Here is a 21,881-nt window from a genome sequence, read left to right as displayed (position 1 = left end):
CCAACGGCTCCTGCCCCGGCCGGCCCCGCTGCGGGGTATCAGTCCTTGTGCACGGTCCCGTCGGGGTCCAGCCCGCGGAAGGAGAGGATCACGATCAGCACGCCGCCGCAGACGATCGCGGAGTCGGCGAGGTTGAAGACCGCGAAGTGCGCCGGTGCGATGAAGTCGACCACCGCACCCTCGAAGACGCCCGGGGCGCGGAAGATCCGGTCGGTGAGGTTGCCGAAGGCACCACCGAGCAGCAGCCCGAGCGCGATCGCCCAGGGCAGGCTGTAGAGCTTGCGGGCGATCCGGGCGATCACCAGGATCACGGCCGCCGCGATGATGGTGAGGAAGATCGTCAGGGCCTCGCCCATGCCGAACGCGGCGCCGCGGTTGCGGATCACCGTGAACCGCAGCAGCGTCCCGATCACCTCGATGGGCGCATGGTGCTCCAGCTTCGCGACCACGAGGAGCTTGCTGCCCAGATCGAGCAGGTAGACGACGAGCGCGACCAGCAGCAGCGCGGCGATCCGCCGCTTACCGCGGTCCTTGCTCTCCTCCGTCCGCACCGGACCTCCCCCTTCGGACCCCGTCGTGGGATCCGCTCCGGTACCCGGCTCGGGTTCCGGCGTACCGGTGATGCGTTCCGCCTCTGCCACGTGTGAGTCCCTCAGCCCGTTGTGTCCCCGGCCGGGCCGTGCCCGGCTGAACCACGAGAGTACGGCACACCCGTGCGGGCGCGGGCGACACGGGTGCCGTCCGCGCCACCGGTCGGCCGGCTCAGCGGCGCTCCTGTTGCTGCTTGCACTCCACGCAGAGCGTGGCGCGCGGGAAGGCCTGCATCCGCGCCTTGCCGATGGGGTTGCCGCAGTTCTCGCACAGCCCATAGGTGCCCGCGTCCAGCCGGCCGAGGGCCCGTTCGGTCTGGTGGAGCATCTCGCGGGCATTGGAGGCGAGCGCCAGCTCGTGTTCGCGGGTGATGTTCTTGCTGCCGGTGTCGGCCTCGTCGTCGCCCGCACCGTCCCCGGAGTCACGCATCAGCCCGGCGATGGCGTCCTCGGCCGAGACGATCTCCAGCCGCAGCCGGGCCGTCTCGTCCATCAGCTCGGTCCGGGCCGCGGCGACCTCCTCGGGCGTCCAGGGGTCCTCGCCGGGCCGTACGGCGAGCTCGCCCGGCGCCGCGGCCACCCGGGCCATGGGCACCGCGGAGTCCTTGCCGTGTGCCGTGGCCGATGCGGCCGCAGTCTTCTTCGCCACCACCGTCTTGGCTCCCGTCTTCTTAGCGGGCACCGCGGCCTTTTTGGCCGGAGCCTTCTTCGCGGCCTTCTTCGCCGCCGTCTTCTTCACCACCGTCTTCTTCGCCGCCGTCTTCTTCGTGGCGGCCCGCTTGGGCGCCGCCTTCCGGGCCGTCGCCTTTTCCGGCGTGGCCGTACCGGCCGCCGGCTTCTTGGCCGCGGCCTTCTTGGGAGCTGTCCTCTTCGTCGGAGGCTGCTTCGCGTCGGCCTCGTCGGCAGGCGTCGTGCTCTTCTCCGCGGCGGTCTTTTTCGCCACCATGGCCGCGACCCCTTCACATATGTGACTTTGTTCGCGAATCGTGACGGGAACGATAAATCGCCGCACGCCACGCGGCAACGGGACGCACCGCCCTCCGTGCCCCCGCGCCTGGCCCGGAAGGGCGGTTCGTCTCGGTTGTGCCCGCTTCCCGGCGGGGCGAATCCGCCCGTGGGAGGGGCGGCGGGCCGCTGGGCATTCGGGTCATCGCGCGGGCCGGGAGCGCGGCGCGGCGACGGTCCGGGCCACCCCCGTACGGCGCCCCGCGCCGGGCTCCGGCCCGGCCGCCGAAATCCGGTCGGCCGCTGTCGGCCCCGCCCCGTACACTGGGCCCAGCGAGAGGCATTGACGGGACGAGTAGCGCCGTACGCAGCCAGCAGCGACCCGGGGACGGTGGAAGCCCGGGGGCGTGCACGACGTGAAGATCACCCCGGAGCCGCCGGAAGAAAGCCCCTGGGCGAGTAGAACCGGCAGCGCGACCCCAATGAGGGGGCGGTGCAGTGGCACCGCCAAGGAGGGTGGTACCGCGGGAGCCCAGGCTCTCGTCCCTCCGGACGGAGAACGCAGCAGGTGTCCGCCGGAGGAAGCCCCCGATGAGTCCGCAGCCCCAGTACCGCCAGGTACCCGCCCAGGTAGACCTCCCCGCCCTTGAGCACGCCGTGCTCGAGTTCTGGCAGGAGCAGAAGGTCTTCGCCCGTACCCTCCAGCAGTCCGAGGGACGGCCCGAGTGGGTCTTCTACGAGGGCCCCCCGACCGCCAATGGCATGCCCGGCGCGCACCACATCGAGGCGCGCGTCTTCAAGGACGTCTTCCCCCGGTTCCGCACGATGCAGGGCTACCACGTCGACCGCAAGGCCGGCTGGGACTGCCACGGCCTCCCGGTCGAGCTGGCCGTGGAGAAGGAGCTGGGCTTCAGCGGCAAGAAGGACATCGAGGCGTACGGCATCGCCGAGTTCAACGCCAAGTGCCGGGAGTCGGTGACCCGCCACACCGACGCCTTCGCCGAGCTCACGACCCGTATGGGCTACTGGACCGACCTGGACGCCCCGTACCGCACGATGGACCCCGACTACATCGAGTCGGTGTGGTGGTCGCTGAAGGAGATCTTCGGCAAGGGCCTGTTGGTCCAGGACCACCGCGTCGCCCCCTGGTGCCCGCGCTGCGGCACCGGCCTGTCGGACCACGAGCTGGCCCAGGGCTACGAGAACGTCGTCGACCCCTCCGTCTTCGTCCGCCTGCCGCTGACCTCCGGCCCGCTGGCCGGCCGGGCCGCGCTGCTCATCTGGACGACCACCCCCTGGACCCTGGTCTCCAACACCGCCGTCGCCGCGCACCCCGACGTCACCTATGTCGTCGCCACCGACGGCACCGAGCAGCTGGTCGTCGCGGAGCCGCTGCTGGAGAAGGCCCTCGGGGAGGGCTGGACGGCCACCGGTGAGTCGTTCACCGGCCGCGAGATGGAGCGCTGGGCCTACGAGCGCCCCTTCGGCCTCGTCGAGCTCGACGGCGCCAACATCGTCGTCAACGCCGAGTACGTCACCACCGACGACGGCACCGGCCTCGTGCACCAGGCCCCGGCCTTCGGTGAGGACGACCTCAAGACCTGCAAGGCGTACGACCTGCCGGTGATCAACCCGGTCCGCCCGGACGGCACCTTCGAGGAGCAACTGGCCCTGATCGGCGGCCAGTTCTTCAAGAAGGCCGATGAAGCACTCGTCGCCGACCTGGACGCCCGCGGTCTGCTCTTCCGGCACCTGGCGTACGAGCACAGCTACCCGCACTGCTGGCGCTGCCACACCGCGCTGCTCTACTACGCCCAGCCGTCGTGGTACATCCGCACCACCGCGATCAAGGACGCCCTGCTCCGGGAGAACGAGAACACCAACTGGTTCCCCGAGTCGGTCAAGCACGGCCGCTTCGGCGACTGGCTCAACAACAACATCGACTGGGCGCTGTCCCGCAACCGCTACTGGGGCACCCCGCTGCCCATCTGGCGCTGCGAGGAAGACCACCTCACCTGCGTCGGCTCGCTCGCCGAGCTCACCGAGCTGACCGGCACCGATCAGTCCGACCTGGACCCGCACCGCCCGTTCATCGACGCGGTCACCTTCCCCTGCCCGACCTGCCAGGGCACCGCGACCCGGGTCCCGGAGGTCATCGACGCCTGGTACGACTCGGGCTCGATGCCGTTCGCGCAGTGGGGCTACCCGTACCGCAACAAGGAGCTGTTCGAGAAGCGCTACCCGGCGCAGTTCATCTCCGAGGCCATCGACCAGACCCGTGGCTGGTTCTACACCCTGATGGCGGTCGGCACCCTCGTCTTCGACAAGTCCTCGTACGAGAACGTGGTCTGCCTCGGCCACATCCTCGCCGAGGACGGCCGGAAGATGTCCAAGCACCTGGGCAACACCCTCCAGCCGATCCCGCTCATGGACCAGCACGGCGCCGACGCGGTCCGCTGGTTCATGGCCGCCGGCGGCTCACCCTGGGCCGCCCGCCGGGTGGGCCACTCCACCATCCAGGAAGTCGTCCGCAAGACGCTGCTGACGTACTGGAACACCGTCGCCTTCCAGGCGCTGTACGCCCGGACGTCCGGCTGGGCGCCCTCCGCGGCCGACCCGGCCCCCGCCGACCGCCCGCTGCTGGACCGCTGGCTGCTCGGTGAGCTGAACGGCCTGGTCGAGCAGGTCACCGAGTCGCTGGAGGCCTTCGACACCCAGCGCGCCGGCAAGCTCCTCTCCTCCTTCGTCGACGACCTCTCCAACTGGTACGTCCGCCGCTCCCGCCGCCGCTTCTGGCAGGGCGACGCGGCCGCACTGCGCACGCTCCACGAGGTCATCGAGACCGTCACCCGCCTCATGGCGCCCCTCACCCCGTTCGTCACCGAGCGGGTCTGGCAGGACCTGGTCGTCCCGGTCACCCCGGACGCCCCGGACTCCGTCCACCTCTCCACCTGGCCGGTCGCCGACCGCACGCTCATCGACCCGGCGCTGTCCGGCCAGATGCAGCTGGTGCGCCGGCTGGTCGAGCTGGGCCGGGCGACCCGCGCCGAGTCGGGCGTCAAGACCCGCCAGCCGCTGTCCCGTGCACTGGTCGCGGCGCACGGCTTCGCGGGCCTGTCCGAGGACCTGCGCGCGCAGATCGCCGAGGAGCTCAACGTGAGCTCGCTGGCCTCGCTGTCGGAGGTCGGCGGGTCCCTGGTCGACACCACCGCCAAGGCGAACTTCCGGGCCCTGGGCAAGCGGTTCGGCAAGGGCGTCCAGGCGGTCGCCAAGGCCGTCGCCGCGGCGGACGCCGCCGCCCTCTCCCTCGCCCTGCGCGAGGGCACCGCGAGCGTCGAGGTGGACGGCGAGACCGTCTCGCTCGCCCCCGACGAGGTGATCATCACCGAAACCCCGCGCGAGGGCTGGTCGGTGGCCTCCGACGCGGGCGCGACGGTCGCCCTCGACCTGGAGATCACCCCGGAGCTGCGCCGGGCGGGCCTGGCCCGCGACGCGATCCGGCTGATCCAGGACGCCCGTAAGAACAGCGGCCTCGACGTCGCCGACCGGATCGCGCTGCGCTGGCAGTCCACCGACGAGGAGGTGCGCACGGCGCTGACCGACCACGCCGGCCTGATCTCCGACGAGGTGCTCGCCACGGACTTCGCCCCCGGCGAGGCGGACGGTTCCTACGGCTCCGCGTTCGCCGACGAGAGCCTGGCTCTCACGTTCCGGCTGCGCAAGGCATAACCGCGCACGCGGCCACCCCGCGACGTCAACAGAGCCCCCCGGCGCCACCGCACCGGGGGGCTCTGCCGTCCCCGCTGACCGCACCGCACCGCACACACAAGTCCACACAAAAGGGCCGGGCCCCGAAGGAATGTTCCTTCGGGGCCCGGCCCTGATTGCCGACTGTGCGCGCTACGCGGACGTCAGTTGTCGTCCTCGTCGATCAGGAAGCCGCGCATCGGCGACGGCGTCTGCTGCATCGGCTGCGGGCTCTGCGGACGCACCGGAGCCATCGGCTGGGTCATCGCCGGCGACATCTGCTGCTGACCGCCGTAGGACGGACCGTTGCTGGACTGACCGGCCATGGAGTGGTTGCCGCCACCCATCGACTGGCCGCCACCCATGGTGTGGTTGCCGCCCATGGTGCCCGCACCGGCCGACGCCATCGACGGCGACGGCGGCAGCGAAGCGGTCGCCGGGGTCCGCGGCGGGGCCAGCGAGTCGTCCGCCTGGTTCTCCAGCTGACGCAGCTGGCTCTCCAGGTAGGACTTCAGCCGCGTGCGGTACTCGCGCTCGAAGCCGCGCAGGTCCTCGACCTTGCGCTCCAGCGTCGCGCGGGCCGACTCCAGCGAGCCCATCGCCACGCGGTGCTTCTCCTGCGCGTCCCGCTCCAGCGCGTCGGCCTTGGCGCGGGCGTCCCGCTCCAGGCCCTCGGCACGGCTGCGCGCCTCGCCGACGATCTTGTTGGCCTCGGAACGGGCCTCCGCGATCGCCTGGTCGGCGGTCTGCTGTGCCAGCGACAGCACGCGCGCGGCGCTGTCACCACCCGGGCCGCCCTGCTGGCCACCGGGGCCGGGCAGCTGAGGTCCGCCGGGGCCGCCCATCGGGCCGCCCATGGGACCACCGGGGCCCATCGGACCGGGGCCGTGACCCTGCGGGCCGTGACCACCGGGACCAGGAGGCAGCTGAGGTGCTCCACCGGGCAGTTGGGGAGGTCCACCCATCCCCTGCTGCTGCGGCGGCACCGGCTGCGGACCGGATATGGCGGCGGGCACCGGAGCCCCGGGCCGCTGCTGCTGCTCCTGCTGCTGGTCCGGTCCCTTGCGCAGGCCCTGCTGCTGCTGGTTCTGCGCGGCGGCGCGGGTGGCAGCGGCCAGCTTGGCGCGAAGGTCCTCGTTCTCCCGCAGGAGCCGGGTCAGTTCGGCTTCGACCTCATCGAGGAAGGCATCGACCTCGTCCTCGTCATAGCCTTCTCGGAGGCGGACGGTCGTGAACTGCTTGTTCCGCACGTCCTCGGGGGTCAACGGCATCTCTACTTCACCTCAACGTAGTCGTCGGCAATCGGCAAGACCGTATCGTTCACACCAACAACACCGACCTCACGACGGTGATCAGGATGTACACGATGATCATCAATACGAAGAAGGACAGGTCGAGCGCCACGCCCCCGAGACGCAGCGGCGGAATGACCCGCCGCAGAAGCTTGAGTGGCGGATCAGTGACAGTGTAGGCGGCCTCAAGAATGACCACCATCGCCTTGCCGGGTTGCCATGAACGGGCGAACTGGAAGACATAGTCCATCACCAGCCGGAAGATCAACACGATCAGGAAGCAGTACAGCGCGATGTAGATCACCTGACCAAAGACACTCATCTCGCGCTGTCCCTCTCCCCTTGCCTTGCTCCTGTGTTGGCCTCACGGCCTCGGTGTGCCCGGTGTTGCGTCTCAGCTCTGGTTGAAGAACCCGCCCTCTGCGATACGGGCCTTGTCCTCCGCCGTGACATCGACGTTAGCAGGCGACAACAGGAACACCTTCTGCGTCACCCGTTCGATGCTGCCGTGAAGACCAAACACCAAACCGGCCGCAAAGTCGACAAGTCGCTTCGCGTCGGTGTCGTCCATCTCCGTCAGATTCATGATCACCGGAGTGCCCTCACGGAAGTGTTCCCCGATGGTACGGGCTTCGTTGTAGGTCCGCGGGTGAAGTGTGGTGATGCGGTAGGGCTCCCGCTCGGACACAACCTTGGGCATGATCACCGGTGCGTTCTTCTCCAGATTCGGACGGTCGGGTGTGATGGATGCCACGGGGGCGATTCGCGCGGGTCGTCCGTTTTCCGCGGCAAGCGGGGCCGGTTCACGTTGCGCCGGAGGCGTCACGGCACGGACGGGTTCCTCCCGTTCCGGGGGAATTTCAGCCTGCACCGGGTGCTGTTGACGCCGCCCTCGATCGGGCTCCGGGTCAAGCTCGGGCTCGAACTCGTCATCGGGGTCGAACCCCCGGCCGTCGTACCCATCGTCCTCCACGAGGCCGAGGTAGACCGCCATCTTGCGCATCGCGCCGGCCATTCTCTGCGTCCTCCGCTCTGTGGTGGATCGGCTCCGTCACCAGGGGCCTTGGATCCACTCGGCCTGCCCCGCTTTTTACGGGAATGACCATATTTTGTGCTGTGGTCCGACTTGCTTGGCGACGTTACCGGAGCCGTGGTCGGACTCCGAGTACCGCAGTGCCGACGCGCACATGTGTCGCCCCGGCCGCCACGGCTTCTTCGAGGTCCGCGCTCATGCCTGCTGACACCATGTTGGCAGCAGGATGGTTCCCGCGCAGGTCGGATGAGATTTCCATGAGCCGTTCGAAAGCCGCGAGTTCACGCCCCGCATAGGGCCCGGCCAGCGGCGCGACGGTCATCAGACCGTCCAGCCGCAGACCTTGGGCGCCGGCGATCTGTTCGGCGAGGGCCGCGACACCGTCCGGCGCCACACCGCCCCGTTCACCCCGCACACCCGACTCCGCGTCAAGCGCCACCTGGATCAGGCAACCCAGTTCGCGCCCGGTGCGCACCGCCTCCTTGTCGAGTGCGGTGACGAGCCGGGCCCGGTCGACCGACTGAACAATTCCGGCATAACCAGCCACGGACCGCACCTTGTTGGTCTGTAGTTGACCAACGAAGTGCCAAGTAAGGGGCAAATCAGCACATTCAGCGGCCTTGCGGGCCGCCTCCTGGTCGCGGTTCTCCGCGACCTGCCGCACCCCCAGCTCCGCGAGCAGGCGGACGTCACTCGCGGGGTAGGTCTTGGTGACCACGATCAGGGTCACCTCGTCACGCGGCCGGCCGGCCTTGGCGCAGGCGGCGGAGATACGTTCCTCCACCTGCGCCAGGTTCTCTGCCAGTTGCGTCCTGCGGTCCTCCGTCACGGCGTGGCCTCCCCCAGCCCCGGGCCGGGGGTCTCCCCGAGCCATACATAGCTCGCGAGCCGCCCCGTCGTACGGTCGCGCCGATACGAGAAATGGTCCGCGGATTCGCGGGTGCAGATGTGGGAATCTTCACGCACCAGCACGCCCTGCGCGGCGAGTTGGGCCCGTACCCCCGCGGTGACGTCGACCGCGGGAGTGCCCCAACTGGTCGTCGCGCGGGCCTCAGGAACCACCGCGGCGACGTCGGAACGCATCTGAGCGGGCACCTCGTAACAGCGCCCACAGATCGCCGGTCCGGTGTACGCGATCATCCGCGCCGGCTCCGCACCCCGCTTCACCATCGCCTCGACCACCGCCGGGACGACCCCGGCGACCAGGCCGGGCCGGCCGGCGTGCGCGGCCCCCGCGACCCCGGCCACCGGGTCGGCGAGCAGGACCGGGGTGCAGTCGGCGGTCAGGACCGCGAGTGCGAGGCCCCGGCGCTCCGTCACCACCGCGTCCACACCGGGGATGTCGTCACCGTGCCGCCAGGGCCCGTCGACGACCGCGACGTCCCGGCCGTGCACCTGGTTCATCCAGACCACGGCGGCCGGGTCGAGACCGAGTTCCACCGCGGTGCGGGACCGGTTGGCGTGGACGGCCCGCGGGTCGTCGCCGACCGCGCCGCCCAGGTTGAGCTGATCGTACGGAGCGGCGCTCACCCCGCCCCACCTGTCGGTGAAGGCGAAGTGCGCGCCGCTCTCGTGGTGCTGTTGCCCTATCACTTCAGTGCTTCGGTCACTTCAGGAAGTCGGGGACGTCCAGTTCCTCGGCCGCGGAGTCCGAGTACGGACGGGCCGGGGGAACCTGCGGAGCGCTCGCCGGGGACGACGGGACCTCGCTCAGCGAGGAGGAGGACTCGGCGGGTGCCGGCTCCTCGTCCCGTACGGGCACCGAACCCAGTCCGCCGAAGGACGACGAACGCGGCTCGGGCGGAGTCGCCGGACGGCTCGGGGCCGGGGCGGGCTCCTCGCGCTTCGGGGCCGACAGTGCGGAGGACTGTGCGTCCCGGCGGGCCGGCGGCTGACCGCCGTCGAAGCCCGCGGCGATGACCGTCACCCGGACCTCGTCGCCCAGTGCGTCGTCGATGACCGCACCGAAGATGATGTTGGCTTCCGGGTGTGCCGCCTCGCTGACCAGCTGGGCGGCCTCGTTGATCTCGAAGAGACCGAGGTCGGAGCCGCCGGAGATGGACAGCAGCACACCACGGGCGCCGTCGATGGACGCCTCCAGGAGCGGCGAGGAGATCGCCATCTCCGCTGCGGCCACCGCGCGGTCGTCGCCGCGCGCCGAGCCGATCCCCATGAGGGCCGAGCCGGCCTCCGACATCACGGACTTGACGTCGGCGAAGTCGAGGTTGATCAGGCCCGGGGTGGTGATCAGATCGGTGATGCCCTGGACACCCGACAGCAGGACCTGGTCCGCGGACTTGAACGCGTCGAGCACGCTCACCTGGCGGTCCGAGATGGACAGCAGTCGGTCGTTGGGGATCACGATGAGGGTGTCGACCTCTTCGCGCAGCTGGGCGATGCCGTCCTCGGCCTGGTTGGCGCGACGGCGGCCCTCGAAGGTGAACGGCCGGGTGACCACACCGATCGTCAGGGCGCCCAGCGAGCGCGCGATGTTGGCGACGACGGGTGCGCCGCCGGTGCCGGTGCCGCCGCCCTCACCCGCGGTCACGAAGACCATGTCGGCCCCCTTGAGAACCTCCTCGATCTCCTCGCGGTGGTCCTCGGCCGCCTTCCGACCCACATCCGGGTTGGCGCCGGCGCCGAGCCCCCGGGTCATTTCGCGGCCGACGTCGAGCTTGACGTCGGCGTCGCTCATCAGCAGCGCCTGCGCATCGGTGTTGATCGCGATGAACTCGACGCCCTTGAGCCCGACCTCGATCATCCGGTTGATGGCGTTCACGCCACCGCCGCCGATGCCGACGACCTTGATGACTGCGAGGTAGTTCTGCGGTGCTGCCACGTCGAAGGCCTCTCGCCTCGAGTTACGTGTCGTCGCCGCACTGCGTGTGGACGCCGACTGATGCCGATGGGACGGTTCGTATCGCCGACCCGAACCCTAACGTTGAAGTTTAGGGTTACCTGTGCCTGTGTTCCTTGCTTCCATAGTCCCTTTGGAACGAGACACTAAGTCGACAAGGCGCGCCCGTTCAACGAACACGCCGAACCTCCCGTTTTTCTTTTCACCCTATGTGATCACCCATAGTCGTAGCCATCCAGGGTGCTGGCCTGCCGCTACGGACGTCAACTCCCGGACACCGCAGGGGCGCTGGGCACCGAGATGTCGAAGTGGCGCGCGTCACGCGCCGCTTTCAGCAGCGCGGTCAGCACCTTTGCCTTTTCGGCGCCCTGTTCGCGGCTGCCCCAGGCGACCGTGCGGTCGCCGGCCAGTTCGAGGGTGATGGCGTCGTAGGACCGTACGCGGACCTTCCGTACGTCCTTGCGTACGGCTGCCGGCAGATCCTGGGCGACCTCGACCGCGGCACGCCGCAACCGATCGATTCCGAACCGGTGCAGACTCGGGGAGTCGGATACGGCCATTTCCAGAAGCGGAACGCCCTTGGGGGCCGTGCCGACGGTGGCGAACCGAACGCCCCCGGCGTCCACTTCGACAAACTTTTTGCCCGATCGCAGCAGCAGTTCCGGCACCCTTTCGGTCACCTTCAGGCTGATTGTGTGCGGCCAGGACCGTTCGACGTCCACGGTCTTGATGCGCGGCAGCCGGGCGCGCAGCTGGTGGGCCAGCGCGTCCGTATCGACCGAGGCCAGCGGCGCGTTCATGGGGGCGTCCGCCGCGGCGATGACCTCATGCGGCGTCAGCACTTTGGTGCCGGTGGGGCTGACGCGCTCCACCCGGAGCCAGTTCGAGGCGTAGAGGACCCAGACGCCGAACGCGCCGAGCAGCACCGCGACGATCAAGATGATGATCAGACTGCGACGGCTCGGCGCGCGAAGGGGAAGGCGCTCCCACCGGAATCTTCGCCCCGGGGGTGCCGCGGCGGAGGGCGGGCCGGACAGTGACTTCTTCTCGCCTCGCCGGGCGGTTGTCGGTCCGGCCACGCTCCCTGCCTTCTCTCGTGGGCTACTTGTTGTGCTGTGCGATCGCCTCGTACACCATGCCAACCAACAGCTCGTCGGCGTCCCGGCGGCCGAACTCGGAAGCCGCGCGCGACATCTCGTACAGCCGGTGCGGATCCGCCAGGACCGGGAGCACGCTGTTCTGCACCCAGTCCGGGGTCAGCTGGGCGTCGTCGACCAGCAGGCCCCCGCCGGCGTTGACCAGCGGCTGGGCGTTGAGCCGCTGCTCGCCGTTGCCGATGGGCAGCGGGACGAACGCGGCCGGGAGCCCGACGGCGGACAACTCGGCGACGGTCATCGCGCCCGCGCGGCAGAGCATCATGTCGGCCGCGGCGTACGCGAGATCCATCCGGTCCACGTACGGTACCGGGACATAGGGGGGCATCCCGGGCATGTTGTCCACATGCGGCAGTTCGTTCTTCGGGCCGACCGCGTGCAGGACCTGGATGCCGGCGCGCTGGAGGACCGGAACGGCGGCCTGGATGACCTCGTTCAGCCGACGGGCCCCCTGGGAACCTCCGGACACCAGCAGGGTCGGAAGGTTCGGGTCGAGACCGAAGGCCGCCCGCGCCTCGGGGCGGACCGCGGCGCGGTCCAGGGTCGCGATGGTGCGGCGCAGCGGGATGCCGACGTAGCGGGCACCGCGAAGCTTGCTGTCCGGGGTGCTGACGGCGACGAACTTGGCGTACCGCGAGCCGATCTTGTTGGCCAGGCCGGGGCGGGCATTGGCCTCGTGGACGATGATCGGCACCCCGAGCCGCTTGGCGGCCAGATAGCCGGGCAGCGCCACATAGCCACCGAAGCCGACGACACAGTCCGCCTTCGTGCGCTCCAGGATCTGCTCGGCGGCCTTGATCGTGCCGCGCAGACGCCCGGGGACGGTGATCAGTTCGGGGGTGGGCTTGCGCGGCAGCGGCACGGCCGGGATGAGACCCAGCTCATAGCCGCGCTCGGGGACGAGCCGGGTCTCCAGGCCCTTTTCCGTACCGAGTGCCGTGATCCCCACGGTGGGGTCCTGCCTCCGCAGTGCGTCCGCGAGGGCGAGCGCGGGCTCGATGTGGCCGGCGGTCCCCCCACCGGCGAGTACGACATGCACCGAAATTCACCGCTCTCCGGACGGCCGCTTCTTGACGCGCCGTCTCATCGTCTTCCATCTCACCCCAGCCTGCCTCCTGCCGAAGACCGGCTGCCGCATGGCCAACGCCGCCCGTGCAGCGGGCTCGTCACGCGCGAAGGCGATCAAGAGTCCGATGGCGAACATCGTCGGCAGCAGGGCGGAGCCTCCGTAGGAGAACAGCGGGAGGGGGACCCCGGCGATCGGCAACAGGCCGAGCACCGCACCGATGTTGATCACGGCCTGGGCCGTGATCCAGGTGGTCACGCCTCCCGCGGCGTACCGTACGAAGGGGTCCTCCGTGCGTCCGGCCACGCGGATACCCGCATAGCCTAGAGCCGCGAAGAGGGCGAGGACCGACAGCGTCCCCGCCAGACCCAGTTCCTCCCCGGTGATGGCGAAGATGAAGTCGGTGTGCGGTTCCGGGAGTTCACCCCATTTTTCCATACTTGCACCGAGGCCGGAACCGAAGAATCCGCCGGACGCGAGCGCATAGATGCCGTGCACGGCCTGCCAGCACTGATCACCGGGCCCCGGATCGGTCGCTCCGATGCAGGCCAGACGGGACATCCGGTTGGCGCTGGTCTTGATCAGCAGCGCCCCGATCAGCGTGGCGGCGCCCAGCACCCCCACGAAGAGCCTGGTGGGCGCCCCGGCCAGCCACAGCAGCCCGAAGAGGATCGCCGTGAGAATGATCGCGGTCCCCATGTCACCGCCGAGCATGATCAGCCCGAGCAGCAGGAAGGCGACCGGGATCAGCGGCACCAGCAGATGCTTCCACTGCACCAGCAGCCTTTTGTCCTGTTTGCGGGCCAGCAGATCGGCGCCCCACAGCACCAGCGCGAGCTTGGCGAACTCGCTCGGTTGCATCTGGAAAGGTCCGCCGAGGCTGATCCAGTTCTGGTTGCCGTTGACCGCGACCCCTATGCCCGGGATCTGCACCAGGCACATCAGGAAGACCGAAACGGCGAGCAGCGGATAGGCCAGGCCGCGGTGCAGCCGTACCGACATACGCGAGGCGGCCAGCAGCAGCCCGCCGCCCAGGACGGCGGCGAGCAGCTGCTTGCGGAAGAAGTACGTCGGGGCGAGACCGGACTGCAGCGCCTTGATCTGGGACGCCGAGTAGACCATCACCAGGCCCAGGACGGTGATCAGCAGGCTGCCGCCGAGGATCAGGTAGTACGCGGTCAGCGGGCGGTCCCAGGCCCGCCTCAGCCGGGTGTGGAGCCCCCGTGGGCCGCTTGGGGTGCGGCCGCCGCGCGGCTTGCGTGCCGTGGAGGGCCGGCGCGCCGGACGTGGCCTGGCCGCCTTCGCCGATCGGGCCGTCATCCTCGTCCCCTCCACAGGTACGCGCGCCGCCGGCGCTCGGCGACAGCGGGGAGAAACGGTCTAGTGATCCCTGGCGGTCAGCTCACCGACCGCTTCGGCGAAGGCGTCGCCCCGCTTGTTGTAGTTGACGAACATGTCCATCGAGGCACAGGCCGGAGCCAGCAGGACGGTGTCGCCGGGCTGGGCCAGACGGGTCGCTTCCCGGACCGCCTCGGGCATCGCCCCAGTGTCGGTCCGGTCGAGGTCGACCACCGGCACATCGGGGGCGTGTCGCGCCAGGGCTTCCGCGATCAGCGCCCGATCGGCGCCGATCAGCACCACCCCGCGCAGCCGGGCCGCCGACTTCTGCACCAGCTCGTCGAAGGTCGCGCCCTTGGCGAGGCCGCCGGCGATCCAGACGATGTGTTCGTACGCCGCCAACGACGCCTCGGCGGCGTGGGTGTTGGTGGCCTTGGAGTCATCGATGTAGGTGACGCCGTCGCGCTCCGCGACGTGCTGGATGCGGTGCGCGTCCGGATGGAAGGCGCGCAGTCCGTCGCGTACCGCGGTGGGGCGGACGCCGAAGGCCCGGGCCAGCGCCGCCGCCGCGAGGGCGTTGGCGATGTTGTGCGGGGCCGGCGGTGTGACGTCCGAGACCTCGGCGAGCTCCTGGGCCTGCTGCTGCCGGTTCTCCACGAAGGCCCGGTCGACGAGAATGCCGTCCACGACACCGAGCTGGGAGGGGCCGGGGGTGCCGAGGGTGAAGCCGATGGCCCGGCAGCCCTCCTCGACATCGGCCTCGCGCACCAGGTCCTCGGTCGCCTTGTCGGCCGCGTTGTAGACGCAGGCGACGGTGTTGCCCTCGTAGACCCGGCCCTTGTCGGCGGCGTACGCCTGCATGGAGCCGTGCCAGTCGAGGTGGTCGGGGGCGAGGTTGAGGACGGCCCCCGAGTGTGCCCGTAGGGAGGGCGCCCAGTGCAGCTGGTAGCTGGAGAGCTCGACGGCGAGGACGTCGTACGAGGGCTCACCGTCCTTGTCCTGCCCCAGGACGACATCGATGATCGGCGTACCGATGTTGCCGACGGCCAGGGTGCGCAGGCCCTCGGCGGCCAGGATCGAGGCCAGCATCCGCACGGTGGTGGTCTTGCCGTTGGTACCGGTGACCCCGAGCCAGGCCGCGGCGCCGGGGCCCCGCAGCCGCCAGGCGATCTCCACATCACCGACGACGTCGACGCCCGCCGCGGCGGCCGCCGCGAACAGCGGGCTGTCCGGCTTCCAGCCGGGCGAGGTGACGACGAGCTCGGTGCCCTCGGGGAGCGTGTCACCGTCGCCGAGGCGGACGCTGATCCCCTCCGCCGTGAGTTCCCGCGCGGCGGCGCGCTGCTTGTCGCCGTCGCCGCCGTCCACGACGGTGACGTGTGCGCCGAGGCCGGCCAGCGCGCGGGCGGCACTGATGCCGCTCACGCCCAGGCCGGCGACGGTGATGTGCTGACCGGCGAAGTCCGCCGGGCCGTGCGTGGTCACTTTGCTGCCTGCCAGCCGCCGTAGAAGATGCCGAGTCCCACGATGACGCACATGCCCTGGATGATCCAGAACCGGACCACCACAAGGACTTCCGACCACCCCTTGAGTTCGAAGTGGTGCTGGAGTGGCGCCATCCGGAAGACCCGCTTACCGGTCAGCCGGAACGAGCCGACCTGGATCACCACGGACATGGTGATCAGGACGAAGAGACCGCCGAGGATGGCGAGCAGCAGCTCCGTACGGGAGCAGATGGCCAGACCGGCCAGCGCGCCGCCCAGGGCCAGCGAGCCGGTGTCGCCCATGAAGATCTTGGCGGGCGAGGTGTTCCACCACAGGAAGCCGAAGCAGGCGCCCATCAGCGCGGAGGCCACCACCGCGAGGTCGAGCGGATCGCGGACCTCGTAACAGCCCGGTCCGGCGGTGATCTGGTTGGCGCAGGACTCCTGGTGCTGCCAGATGCCGATGAAGGTGTACGCGCCGAAGACCATCACCGAGGCGCCGGTGGCGAGGCCGTCGAGGCCGTCGGTGAGGTTCACGCCGTTGGACATCGCCAGGATCATGAACAGCGCCCAGATCACAAAGATCACCGGGCCGATCTGCCAGCCGAAGTCCTGGGTGAAGGAGAGCCGGTCCGACGCCGGGGTCTGCCCGCGCAGATCGGCGAACTGGAGCGAGAGCACCGCGAAGGCGATGCCGACGATCAGCTGGCCGGCCATCTTCGCCTTGGCCCGCAGGCCCAGCGAACGCTGCTTGACGATCTTGATGTAGTCGTCGAGGAAGCCGACCAGGCCCATGCCCGCGAAGAGGAAGAGCACCAGCACGCCCGAGAAGGTCGGATCGCTGGAGGTGATCACCTTCGTCACGGCGTAGGCGATGATCGTGGCCAGGATGAAGGAGATACCGCCCATGGTGGGCGTGCCCTTCTTGCTGCCGTGGGTCCGCGGGCCGTCATCGCGGATGAACTGCCCGTATCCCTTCTTGGCCAGCAGCTTGATCAGCAGCGGGGTGCCGATCAGGGTCAGGAAGAGCCCGATCATTCCGGAGAAGAGGATCTGCTTCATCGAGTTCATCGGGTCGCGGCTCCACCCTCAGCGCCCACGGCGCCCAGCATGCCCTCGTCCAGCAAAGCTGCGGCGACCCGCTCCAGCCCCACCGACCTGGACGCCTTCACCAGCACGACATCTCCCGGCCGCAGCTCGCTGCGCAACAGGTCGACCGCCGCCCGCGCGTCGGACACGTGCACCGACTCCTCACCCCACGAACCCTCGTTCTTGGCGCCCATGTCGAGCCAGGCCGCTTCCCTGCCGCCGACTGCCACGAGCTTGCTGACGTTGAGCCGGACGGCCAGCCGCCCGACCGCGTCGTGTTCGGCGAGTGACTCCTCGCCGAGCTCAGCCATCTCACCGAGCACCGCCCACGTACGAGCGCCCGTCGCCTTGCCGGCTGCGCCCATCGCGACCAGCGCACGCAGCGCCGCTCGCATGGACTCGGGATTCGCGTTGTAGGCGTCGTTGACGATCCGCACGCCGTCCGCGCGCTCGGTGACCTCCATACGCCAGCGGGAGAGCGTGCCGGCTTCGGAGAGCGCGGTGGCGATCTCGTCTGCGGGCATGCCCAACTCATGGGCGACGGCGGCCGCGGCGAGCGCGTTCGACACGTGGTGCTCACCGTACAGCCGCATGGTCACATCACTGCACCCGGAGGGTGTGCGAAGCGTGAAAGCGGGCTGACCGAGATCCGTGAGCCGGACATTCTCGGCACGTACGTCGGCCTCCTCGGCCTCGCCGAACAGGATCGTGCGGGCCCGGGTGCGCGGCACCATGGCGCGGACGTACGGGTCGTCGGCGTTGAGCACCGCGACGCCACCGTCCTCGGCCGAAGGCAGCGACTCGACGAGTTCGCCCTTGGCCAGGGCGATCTGCTCACGCCCGCCGAACTCGCCGATGTGCGCGCTGCCGACGTTCAGCACCACGCCGATCCTCGGCGGGGTCAGCCCGGCGAGGTAGCGGATGTGGCCGACGCCGCGGGCGCCCATCTCCAGGACGAGATGCCGGGTGGTCTCATCGGCGCGCAGCGCGGTCAGCGGCAGCCCGATCTCGTTGTTGAGGTTTCCCTCGGGCCAGACCGTCGGGCCGTGGCGCTGAAGCAGCTGGGCGATCAGGTCCTTGGTGCTGGTCTTGCCGGCCGAGCCGGTGAGGCCCACGACGGTGGTGCCCAGCCGTGCGACGACGGCGCGGGCGAGCGCACCGAGCGCGGCGATCACGTCGTCGACGACGATCGCGGGGACGCCGAGCGGGCGGGCGGCCAGTACGGCCACCGCGCCGGCCTCGACGGCGCGCTGCGCGAAGTCGTGGCCGTCGACGCGTTCACCGGCGAAGGCCACGAACAGCGCGCCGGGGCCCACCGCACGGGAGTCGGCCACGACCGGTCCGGTCACCCGGCGGCCGTCGTCCGGTATGTCGTGCTGCTGCCCTCCGACGATGCTCGCGATCTCGGCGAGCGACAGGGAGATCACAGGTCACCCCCGGTACTGGGCGGGCGGTGACGGTAAAGGGGTTGTGCGCGCATGGCGGTGTGTCATCCCTGGTGGTTCGGCTGCGGTGACTTCAAGGAAGCCTCGATGGCCTCGCGCAGTACCTGGCGGTCGTCGAAGGGGCGGACCACTCCGGCGATGTCCTGGCCCTGTTCGTGGCCCTTGCCCGCGACGATCACGGTGTCCCCGGGCTCGGCGCGGGCGACGGCGGCGGCGATGGCGACGGCGCGCTCTTCTTCGACGAGCACCGTGCCGCGTTCATGAATGGGGACTTCCGCGGCGCCCGCGAGCATGGTGGCGAGGATCGCGAGGGGGTCCTCGCCGCGCGGGTTGTCGGAGGTCAGTACGGCCGTATCGGCGAGCCGGGCCACCGCGGCACCCATGGGGCCGCGCTTGTGCGGGTCGCGGTCGCCGCCGCAGCCGAGGACGGCGTGCAGCTTGCCGTCGGTGACCTTGCGCAGTGCGCGCAGAACCGATTCGACGGCGTCGGTCTTGTGGGCGTAGTCGACCACCGCGAGATACGGCTGGCCGGCGTCGATGCGCTCCAGGCGGCCGGGGACGCCGGGCACCGCGGCGACACCGTCGGCCGCGGTCTGCGCGTCGATACCGGCGACGACCAGCGAGACAATCGCGGCGAGCGCGTTGGCGACGTTGAACGGGCCGGCGATCGGGGACGCGGCGCGCAGGGTGACGCCGTCCGGGCCGTGCACGGTGAAGGTCGAGCCGAGGGTGCCGACCTCGACGTCGGAGGCCCGCCAGTCGGCGTCGGGGTGGCCCTCCGCGGAGAAGGTGGTGACCGGGACCTCGGACTCGCCCTCGGCCAGCCGCTTGCCGTACTCGTCGTCGAGGTTGACGACCCCGGCCCGGCTGCGGGCCTTGGTGAACAGCTGGGCCTTGGCCTGGAAGTAGTCCTCCATGCCGGAGTGGAACTCCATGTGCTCCGGGCTGAGGTTGTTGAAGATGGCGACGTCGAAGACGCAGCCGTCGACCCGGCCGAGGACCAGTGCGTGGCTGGAGACCTCCATGGCCAGCGCGCGCACACCGCGCTCACGCATCACCGCGAACAGCGCCTGGAGGTCGGTGGCCTCGGGGGTGGTGCGCTCGGACTTGATGCGCTCGTCGCCGATCCGGGTCTCGACGGTGCCGATCAGCCCGGTCAGCCCCCCGTCGGGGACCTTGGCCGCCGCGGCCCGCAGCCCGCCCTCGATGAGGTAGGCGGTGGTGGTCTTGCCGGAGGTGCCGGTGATGCCGATCTGGAGGAGGTCCTCGCCCGGCGCTCCGTAGATGGAGACGGCCAGGGCGCCCATCCGCGCGCGCGGGTTGTCGACGACGAGGACCGGCAGACCGGTCGCGGCGGCGCGCTCGGCACCCGACGGATCGGTCAGGACCGCCGCGGCGCCGAGGTCGGCGGCCTGCGCGACGAAGTCGGCACCGTGCAGACGGGCACCGGGCAGCGCCGCGTAGACGTCACCGGGGCGGACCGCCCGGGAGTCATGGGTGATGCCGGTGACCATCACGGGCCGCGCGGCATCGGCGGCTCCGGGGCGGCCGGCGTCGGGGGCCGGGCATCCCAGCTGCTCGGCGAGGTCCGCCAGGGGGGTGGGGCGGACCCGTTCAGGGCGTGGGGCTCCCGGATACGTACCGGACCCGCCCTTCTCGGCGTGCTGGGCTTTCGGGGACTGATCAGCGTGTGACACGGCGGTGAGCGTACCGGGCACCACCGGCCCGGGGCGAAGTGAGGGCCGTGGAGGGGAGCAGTTTCCGGGGGCGGGGGTGCCGTCGGGGGTGCCGTCGGGGGTGATGGTCGTCACGGCGGAATTGCCTCGATTTCATTGGCCTGGCGTGAAGGTGACCGGCAGCCGCGGGGGCTTGGCGCCGGTCGGCGGGACCTGGAGGGTTTTCAGCGCGAAGGCCATGACCTGCTGGTAGATCGGGCCGCAGACCTGGCCGCCGAAATAGCTGCCCGTCGTGGGGTTCTGGACGGCGCAGTAGACCGTGATGCGGGGTTTGTCGGCGGGGGCGAAGCCGGCAAAGGAGGCGGTGTAGCCGTGGTAGCGGCCGGTCCTGGGGTCCACCCGGTTGGACGTGCCGGTCTTTCCGCCGACGCGGTAGCCGTCGATCTTCGCCTTCGCTCCGGTGCCTTCCTCGTCGTCCACCACCGATTCGAGCATGGTGGCCAGGGTGGCCGCGGTCTTCCGGCTGATCACGCGGTTCTTCGCGGGCTTGGGCGCCGGTGCGTAGTGCCCGTCGGGCCCGGTGCTGCCACGGACCAGTGAGGGGGCGATGCGCTCGCCGCCGTTGGCGATCGTGGAGTAGACGGAGGCGGCCTGTACGGCGTTGAGGGACAGCCCCTGGCCGAACGGGATGGTGAACTGCTGCGAGGTGTTCCAGTCCTGCGGCTTGGCCAGGATGCCGTCGGTCTCCCCGGGGAAGCCGAGCCCGGTCGGCCGGCCGATCCCGAACTTGCGCAGATACGAGTGGAGGACCTGGTTGGCCTGGGCCTGGGTCTTGCCGAGCTGGCCGGTCGCGAGGATCGTGCCGATGTTGCTGGACTTGGCGAGCACACCGTTGAGCGTCAGATGCCAGGTGGCGTGGTCGACGTCGTCCGCGAACAGCCGGTCGCCCCGGTGCAGCCGGTTGGGCACGGTGACCCGGGTGGCCGGGGTGGCGACGCCCTCCTCCAGGACCGCGGCCATCGACATCACCTTGCTGGTGGAGCCCGGTTCGAACGCGTCGGACAGCGCGGCATTGCCCAGCGCCTCCGGATCGGCCTGCGACACCTCGTTGGGGTCAAATCCGGGCGCGTTGGCGAGCGCCAGGATCTCCCCGGTGCGGGTGTCCTGGACGACGACATAGCCGCGGTCGGCGTTCGACTTGGCGACCTGCTGGGTGATGGCCTGCTGGGCAGCCCACTGGATGTCGCGGTCGAGGGTGAGCTCGACGTCGCTGCCGGGGACGGCGGGGTGCTCCTGGGTGTCGGCGGTGGGCACCCGGCGGCCGCCGGACTGGGCGTAGACGAGCTTGCCGTCCTTGCCCGCCAGCTGTTTGTCCAGGCGCGCCTCCAGGCCACCGCCGCCCTTGCCGGCGCCGTTGACGAAGCCGAGCACACCGGCGGCGAGGTTCTTGTTGGGGTAGAGGCGCTTGCTGTGTTTGTCGGCGAAGATCCCGACCAGGACATTGGGGCGGGGCGCGCTCTTGGGGGCGGCGGCCGCCTTGGCGTCGAGGGTCTTGCGCAGGTCCTTGATCTTCTTCCAGACCTGCGGGGTCTGCTGCCGGGCGAGCAGGGCGTAGCGCGCCGCGGGCCGGTCGAGCTTCCTGGCCAGGACGGCCTTGTCCTCGCCGAGGATCGGGGCGAGCAGCGCGGCGGCCCGCCGGGGAGCATCGTCGATCTTGGTCTTCTGCGGTGCCAGCAGGCTCGGGTCGGCGGTGATGTCGTACGCGTCGACGGTGGTGGCCAGGTCCACGCCGTTGCGGTCGGTGATCGCACCGCGCTCGGCGGCCAGCTTGACCGGTACATAGCGGTTCTCGTTGGCCTTGGCGGCGAACGCCCCGGCGTCGACGGCCTGTACCTGGAAGAGCCGTACGACGAAGACCAGCATGATCAGCGTCAGTCCGAGGGAGACCAGCCGCAGCCGCGGACGCGGGCTGCCGAGGCGCAGCGCAGGGGGCCCGGAGCGGGGGCGCCCGGGGCGGGCGGCCTGCCGGGGCGGGCCGGGCCGGGAGCCGGGCCGGGGTGCGGGGCGCTTGGCGGCGGGCGGGCGGCCGGACCCGCTGCCGGCCCGGCCGCCGCGCTGGGCGGGGCGCGGCACCCGGCGGGGGTCCCTGGGCTCGGTCATGCCGC

Annotated in this window: 17 protein-coding genes; 1 reads left to right on the top strand and 16 read right to left on the bottom strand. The window is 70.4% G+C overall.

What is annotated here, in order from left to right:
* Positions 1–38: 38 nt before the first annotated feature.
* A complete protein-coding gene (gene lspA / locus TU31_RS34330; protein ID WP_042162064.1) occupies positions 39–641 on the bottom strand; it encodes a signal peptidase II in 603 nt (200 codons plus the stop codon).
* A 121-nt stretch (positions 642–762) separates the two neighbouring features.
* A complete protein-coding gene (locus tag TU31_RS38290; protein WP_042162062.1) occupies positions 763–1,536 on the bottom strand; it encodes a TraR/DksA family transcriptional regulator in 774 nt (257 codons plus the stop codon).
* Positions 1,537–2,126: 590 nt separating this feature from the next.
* Here TU31_RS38290 and ileS point away from each other — a divergent pair.
* Positions 2,127–5,264: an isoleucine--tRNA ligase gene (ileS, locus tag TU31_RS34320; RefSeq protein ID WP_042162061.1), complete on the top strand. Its 3,138-nt coding sequence runs from the start codon at positions 2,127–2,129 to the stop codon at positions 5,262–5,264.
* Positions 5,265–5,446: 182 nt separating this feature from the next.
* Here ileS and TU31_RS34315 read toward each other — a convergent pair whose 3' ends face one another.
* The 14 genes from TU31_RS34315 to TU31_RS34250 all read right to left on the bottom strand — a co-directional run bounded on the left by TU31_RS34315 (position 5,447) and on the right by TU31_RS34250 (position 21,876).
* Positions 5,447–6,553, bottom strand: a complete 1,107-nt coding sequence (locus tag TU31_RS34315; RefSeq protein WP_042162058.1) for a DivIVA domain-containing protein — start codon at positions 6,551–6,553, stop codon at positions 5,447–5,449.
* 49 nt (positions 6,554–6,602) lie between these two features.
* The gene (locus TU31_RS34310; protein WP_042162056.1) at positions 6,603–6,896 is read right to left on the bottom strand and encodes a YggT family protein; all 294 of its coding nucleotides are present in this window, start codon (positions 6,894–6,896) and stop codon (positions 6,603–6,605) included.
* A gap of 72 nt (positions 6,897–6,968) precedes the next feature.
* Positions 6,969–7,589, bottom strand: a complete 621-nt coding sequence (locus tag TU31_RS34305) for a cell division protein SepF (RefSeq protein ID WP_042162053.1) — start codon at positions 7,587–7,589, stop codon at positions 6,969–6,971.
* A gap of 124 nt (positions 7,590–7,713) precedes the next feature.
* A complete protein-coding gene (locus TU31_RS34300) occupies positions 7,714–8,481 on the bottom strand; it encodes a YggS family pyridoxal phosphate-dependent enzyme (RefSeq protein WP_042162051.1) in 768 nt (255 codons plus the stop codon).
* Positions 8,433–9,200: a peptidoglycan editing factor PgeF gene (pgeF, locus tag TU31_RS34295; protein WP_078886106.1), complete on the bottom strand. Its 768-nt coding sequence runs from the start codon at positions 9,198–9,200 to the stop codon at positions 8,433–8,435. Before pgeF ends, TU31_RS34300 begins: the two co-directional genes overlap by 49 nt.
* Before the next feature lie 13 nt (positions 9,201–9,213).
* Positions 9,214–10,446 (bottom strand): cell division protein FtsZ, encoded by a 1,233-nt coding sequence (ftsZ, locus tag TU31_RS34290; protein ID WP_042162047.1) that lies wholly within the window; start codon positions 10,444–10,446, stop codon positions 9,214–9,216.
* Positions 10,447–10,727: 281 nt separating this feature from the next.
* Positions 10,728–11,543, bottom strand: a complete 816-nt coding sequence (locus tag TU31_RS34285) for a cell division protein FtsQ/DivIB (protein ID WP_042162044.1) — start codon at positions 11,541–11,543, stop codon at positions 10,728–10,730.
* A gap of 22 nt (positions 11,544–11,565) precedes the next feature.
* Positions 11,566–12,657 (bottom strand): undecaprenyldiphospho-muramoylpentapeptide beta-N-acetylglucosaminyltransferase, encoded by a 1,092-nt coding sequence (murG, locus tag TU31_RS34280; protein WP_018090251.1) that lies wholly within the window; start codon positions 12,655–12,657, stop codon positions 11,566–11,568.
* 6 nt (positions 12,658–12,663) lie between these two features.
* Complete coding sequence (ftsW, locus tag TU31_RS34275; RefSeq protein WP_042162042.1) at positions 12,664–14,004, bottom strand: putative lipid II flippase FtsW; 1,341 nt, start codon at positions 14,002–14,004, stop codon at positions 12,664–12,666.
* 60 nt (positions 14,005–14,064) lie between these two features.
* The gene (murD, locus tag TU31_RS34270; RefSeq protein ID WP_042162040.1) at positions 14,065–15,507 is read right to left on the bottom strand and encodes a UDP-N-acetylmuramoyl-L-alanine--D-glutamate ligase; all 1,443 of its coding nucleotides are present in this window, start codon (positions 15,505–15,507) and stop codon (positions 14,065–14,067) included.
* On the bottom strand, positions 15,504–16,568 hold the full coding sequence (gene mraY / locus TU31_RS34265; protein ID WP_042162194.1) for a phospho-N-acetylmuramoyl-pentapeptide-transferase: 1,065 nt from the start codon (positions 16,566–16,568) through the stop codon (positions 15,504–15,506). Before mraY ends, murD begins: the two co-directional genes overlap by 4 nt.
* Before the next feature lie 5 nt (positions 16,569–16,573).
* A complete protein-coding gene (locus tag TU31_RS34260) occupies positions 16,574–18,022 on the bottom strand; it encodes a UDP-N-acetylmuramoyl-tripeptide--D-alanyl-D-alanine ligase (RefSeq protein ID WP_042162038.1) in 1,449 nt (482 codons plus the stop codon).
* Between the two features lie 62 nt (positions 18,023–18,084).
* Positions 18,085–19,851, bottom strand: a complete 1,767-nt coding sequence (locus TU31_RS34255; protein WP_042162036.1) for a UDP-N-acetylmuramoyl-L-alanyl-D-glutamate--2,6-diaminopimelate ligase — start codon at positions 19,849–19,851, stop codon at positions 18,085–18,087.
* 18 nt (positions 19,852–19,869) lie between these two features.
* On the bottom strand, positions 19,870–21,876 hold the full coding sequence (locus TU31_RS34250) for a peptidoglycan D,D-transpeptidase FtsI family protein (protein ID WP_107070809.1): 2,007 nt from the start codon (positions 21,874–21,876) through the stop codon (positions 19,870–19,872).
* Positions 21,877–21,881: the final 5 nt, after the last annotated feature.

Source organism: Streptomyces lydicamycinicus (assembly GCF_000829715.2).
GTDB classification, from domain to species: Bacteria; Actinomycetota; Actinomycetes; order Streptomycetales; family Streptomycetaceae; genus Streptomyces; species Streptomyces lydicamycinicus.
The sequence above is the reverse complement of the archived record's forward strand: the minus strand, read 5'-3'. Positions and strand labels throughout refer to the sequence as shown.

What these genes read in the sequence shown, in the direction of transcription:
- TU31_RS38290 (WP_042162062.1), bottom strand. Translation starts at nt 1,536, where the DNA reads ATGGTGGCGAAAAAGACCGCCGCGGAGAAGAGCACGACGCCTGCCGAC.
- ileS (WP_042162061.1), top strand. Translation starts at nt 2,127, where the DNA reads ATGAGTCCGCAGCCCCAGTACCGCCAGGTACCCGCCCAGGTAGACCTC.
- TU31_RS34315 (WP_042162058.1), bottom strand. Translation starts at nt 6,553, where the DNA reads ATGCCGTTGACCCCCGAGGACGTGCGGAACAAGCAGTTCACGACCGTC.
- TU31_RS34310 (WP_042162056.1), bottom strand. Translation starts at nt 6,896, where the DNA reads ATGAGTGTCTTTGGTCAGGTGATCTACATCGCGCTGTACTGCTTCCTG.
- TU31_RS34305 (WP_042162053.1), bottom strand. Translation starts at nt 7,589, where the DNA reads ATGGCCGGCGCGATGCGCAAGATGGCGGTCTACCTCGGCCTCGTGGAG.
- TU31_RS34300 (WP_042162051.1), bottom strand. Translation starts at nt 8,481, where the DNA reads ATGGCTCGGGGAGACCCCCGGCCCGGGGCTGGGGGAGGCCACGCCGTG.
- ftsW (WP_042162042.1), bottom strand. Translation starts at nt 14,004, where the DNA reads ATGACGGCCCGATCGGCGAAGGCGGCCAGGCCACGTCCGGCGCGCCGG.
- mraY (WP_042162194.1), bottom strand. Translation starts at nt 16,568, where the DNA reads ATGAAGCAGATCCTCTTCTCCGGAATGATCGGGCTCTTCCTGACCCTG.
- TU31_RS34250 (WP_107070809.1), bottom strand. Translation starts at nt 21,876, where the DNA reads ATGACCGAGCCCAGGGACCCCCGCCGGGTGCCGCGCCCCGCCCAGCGC.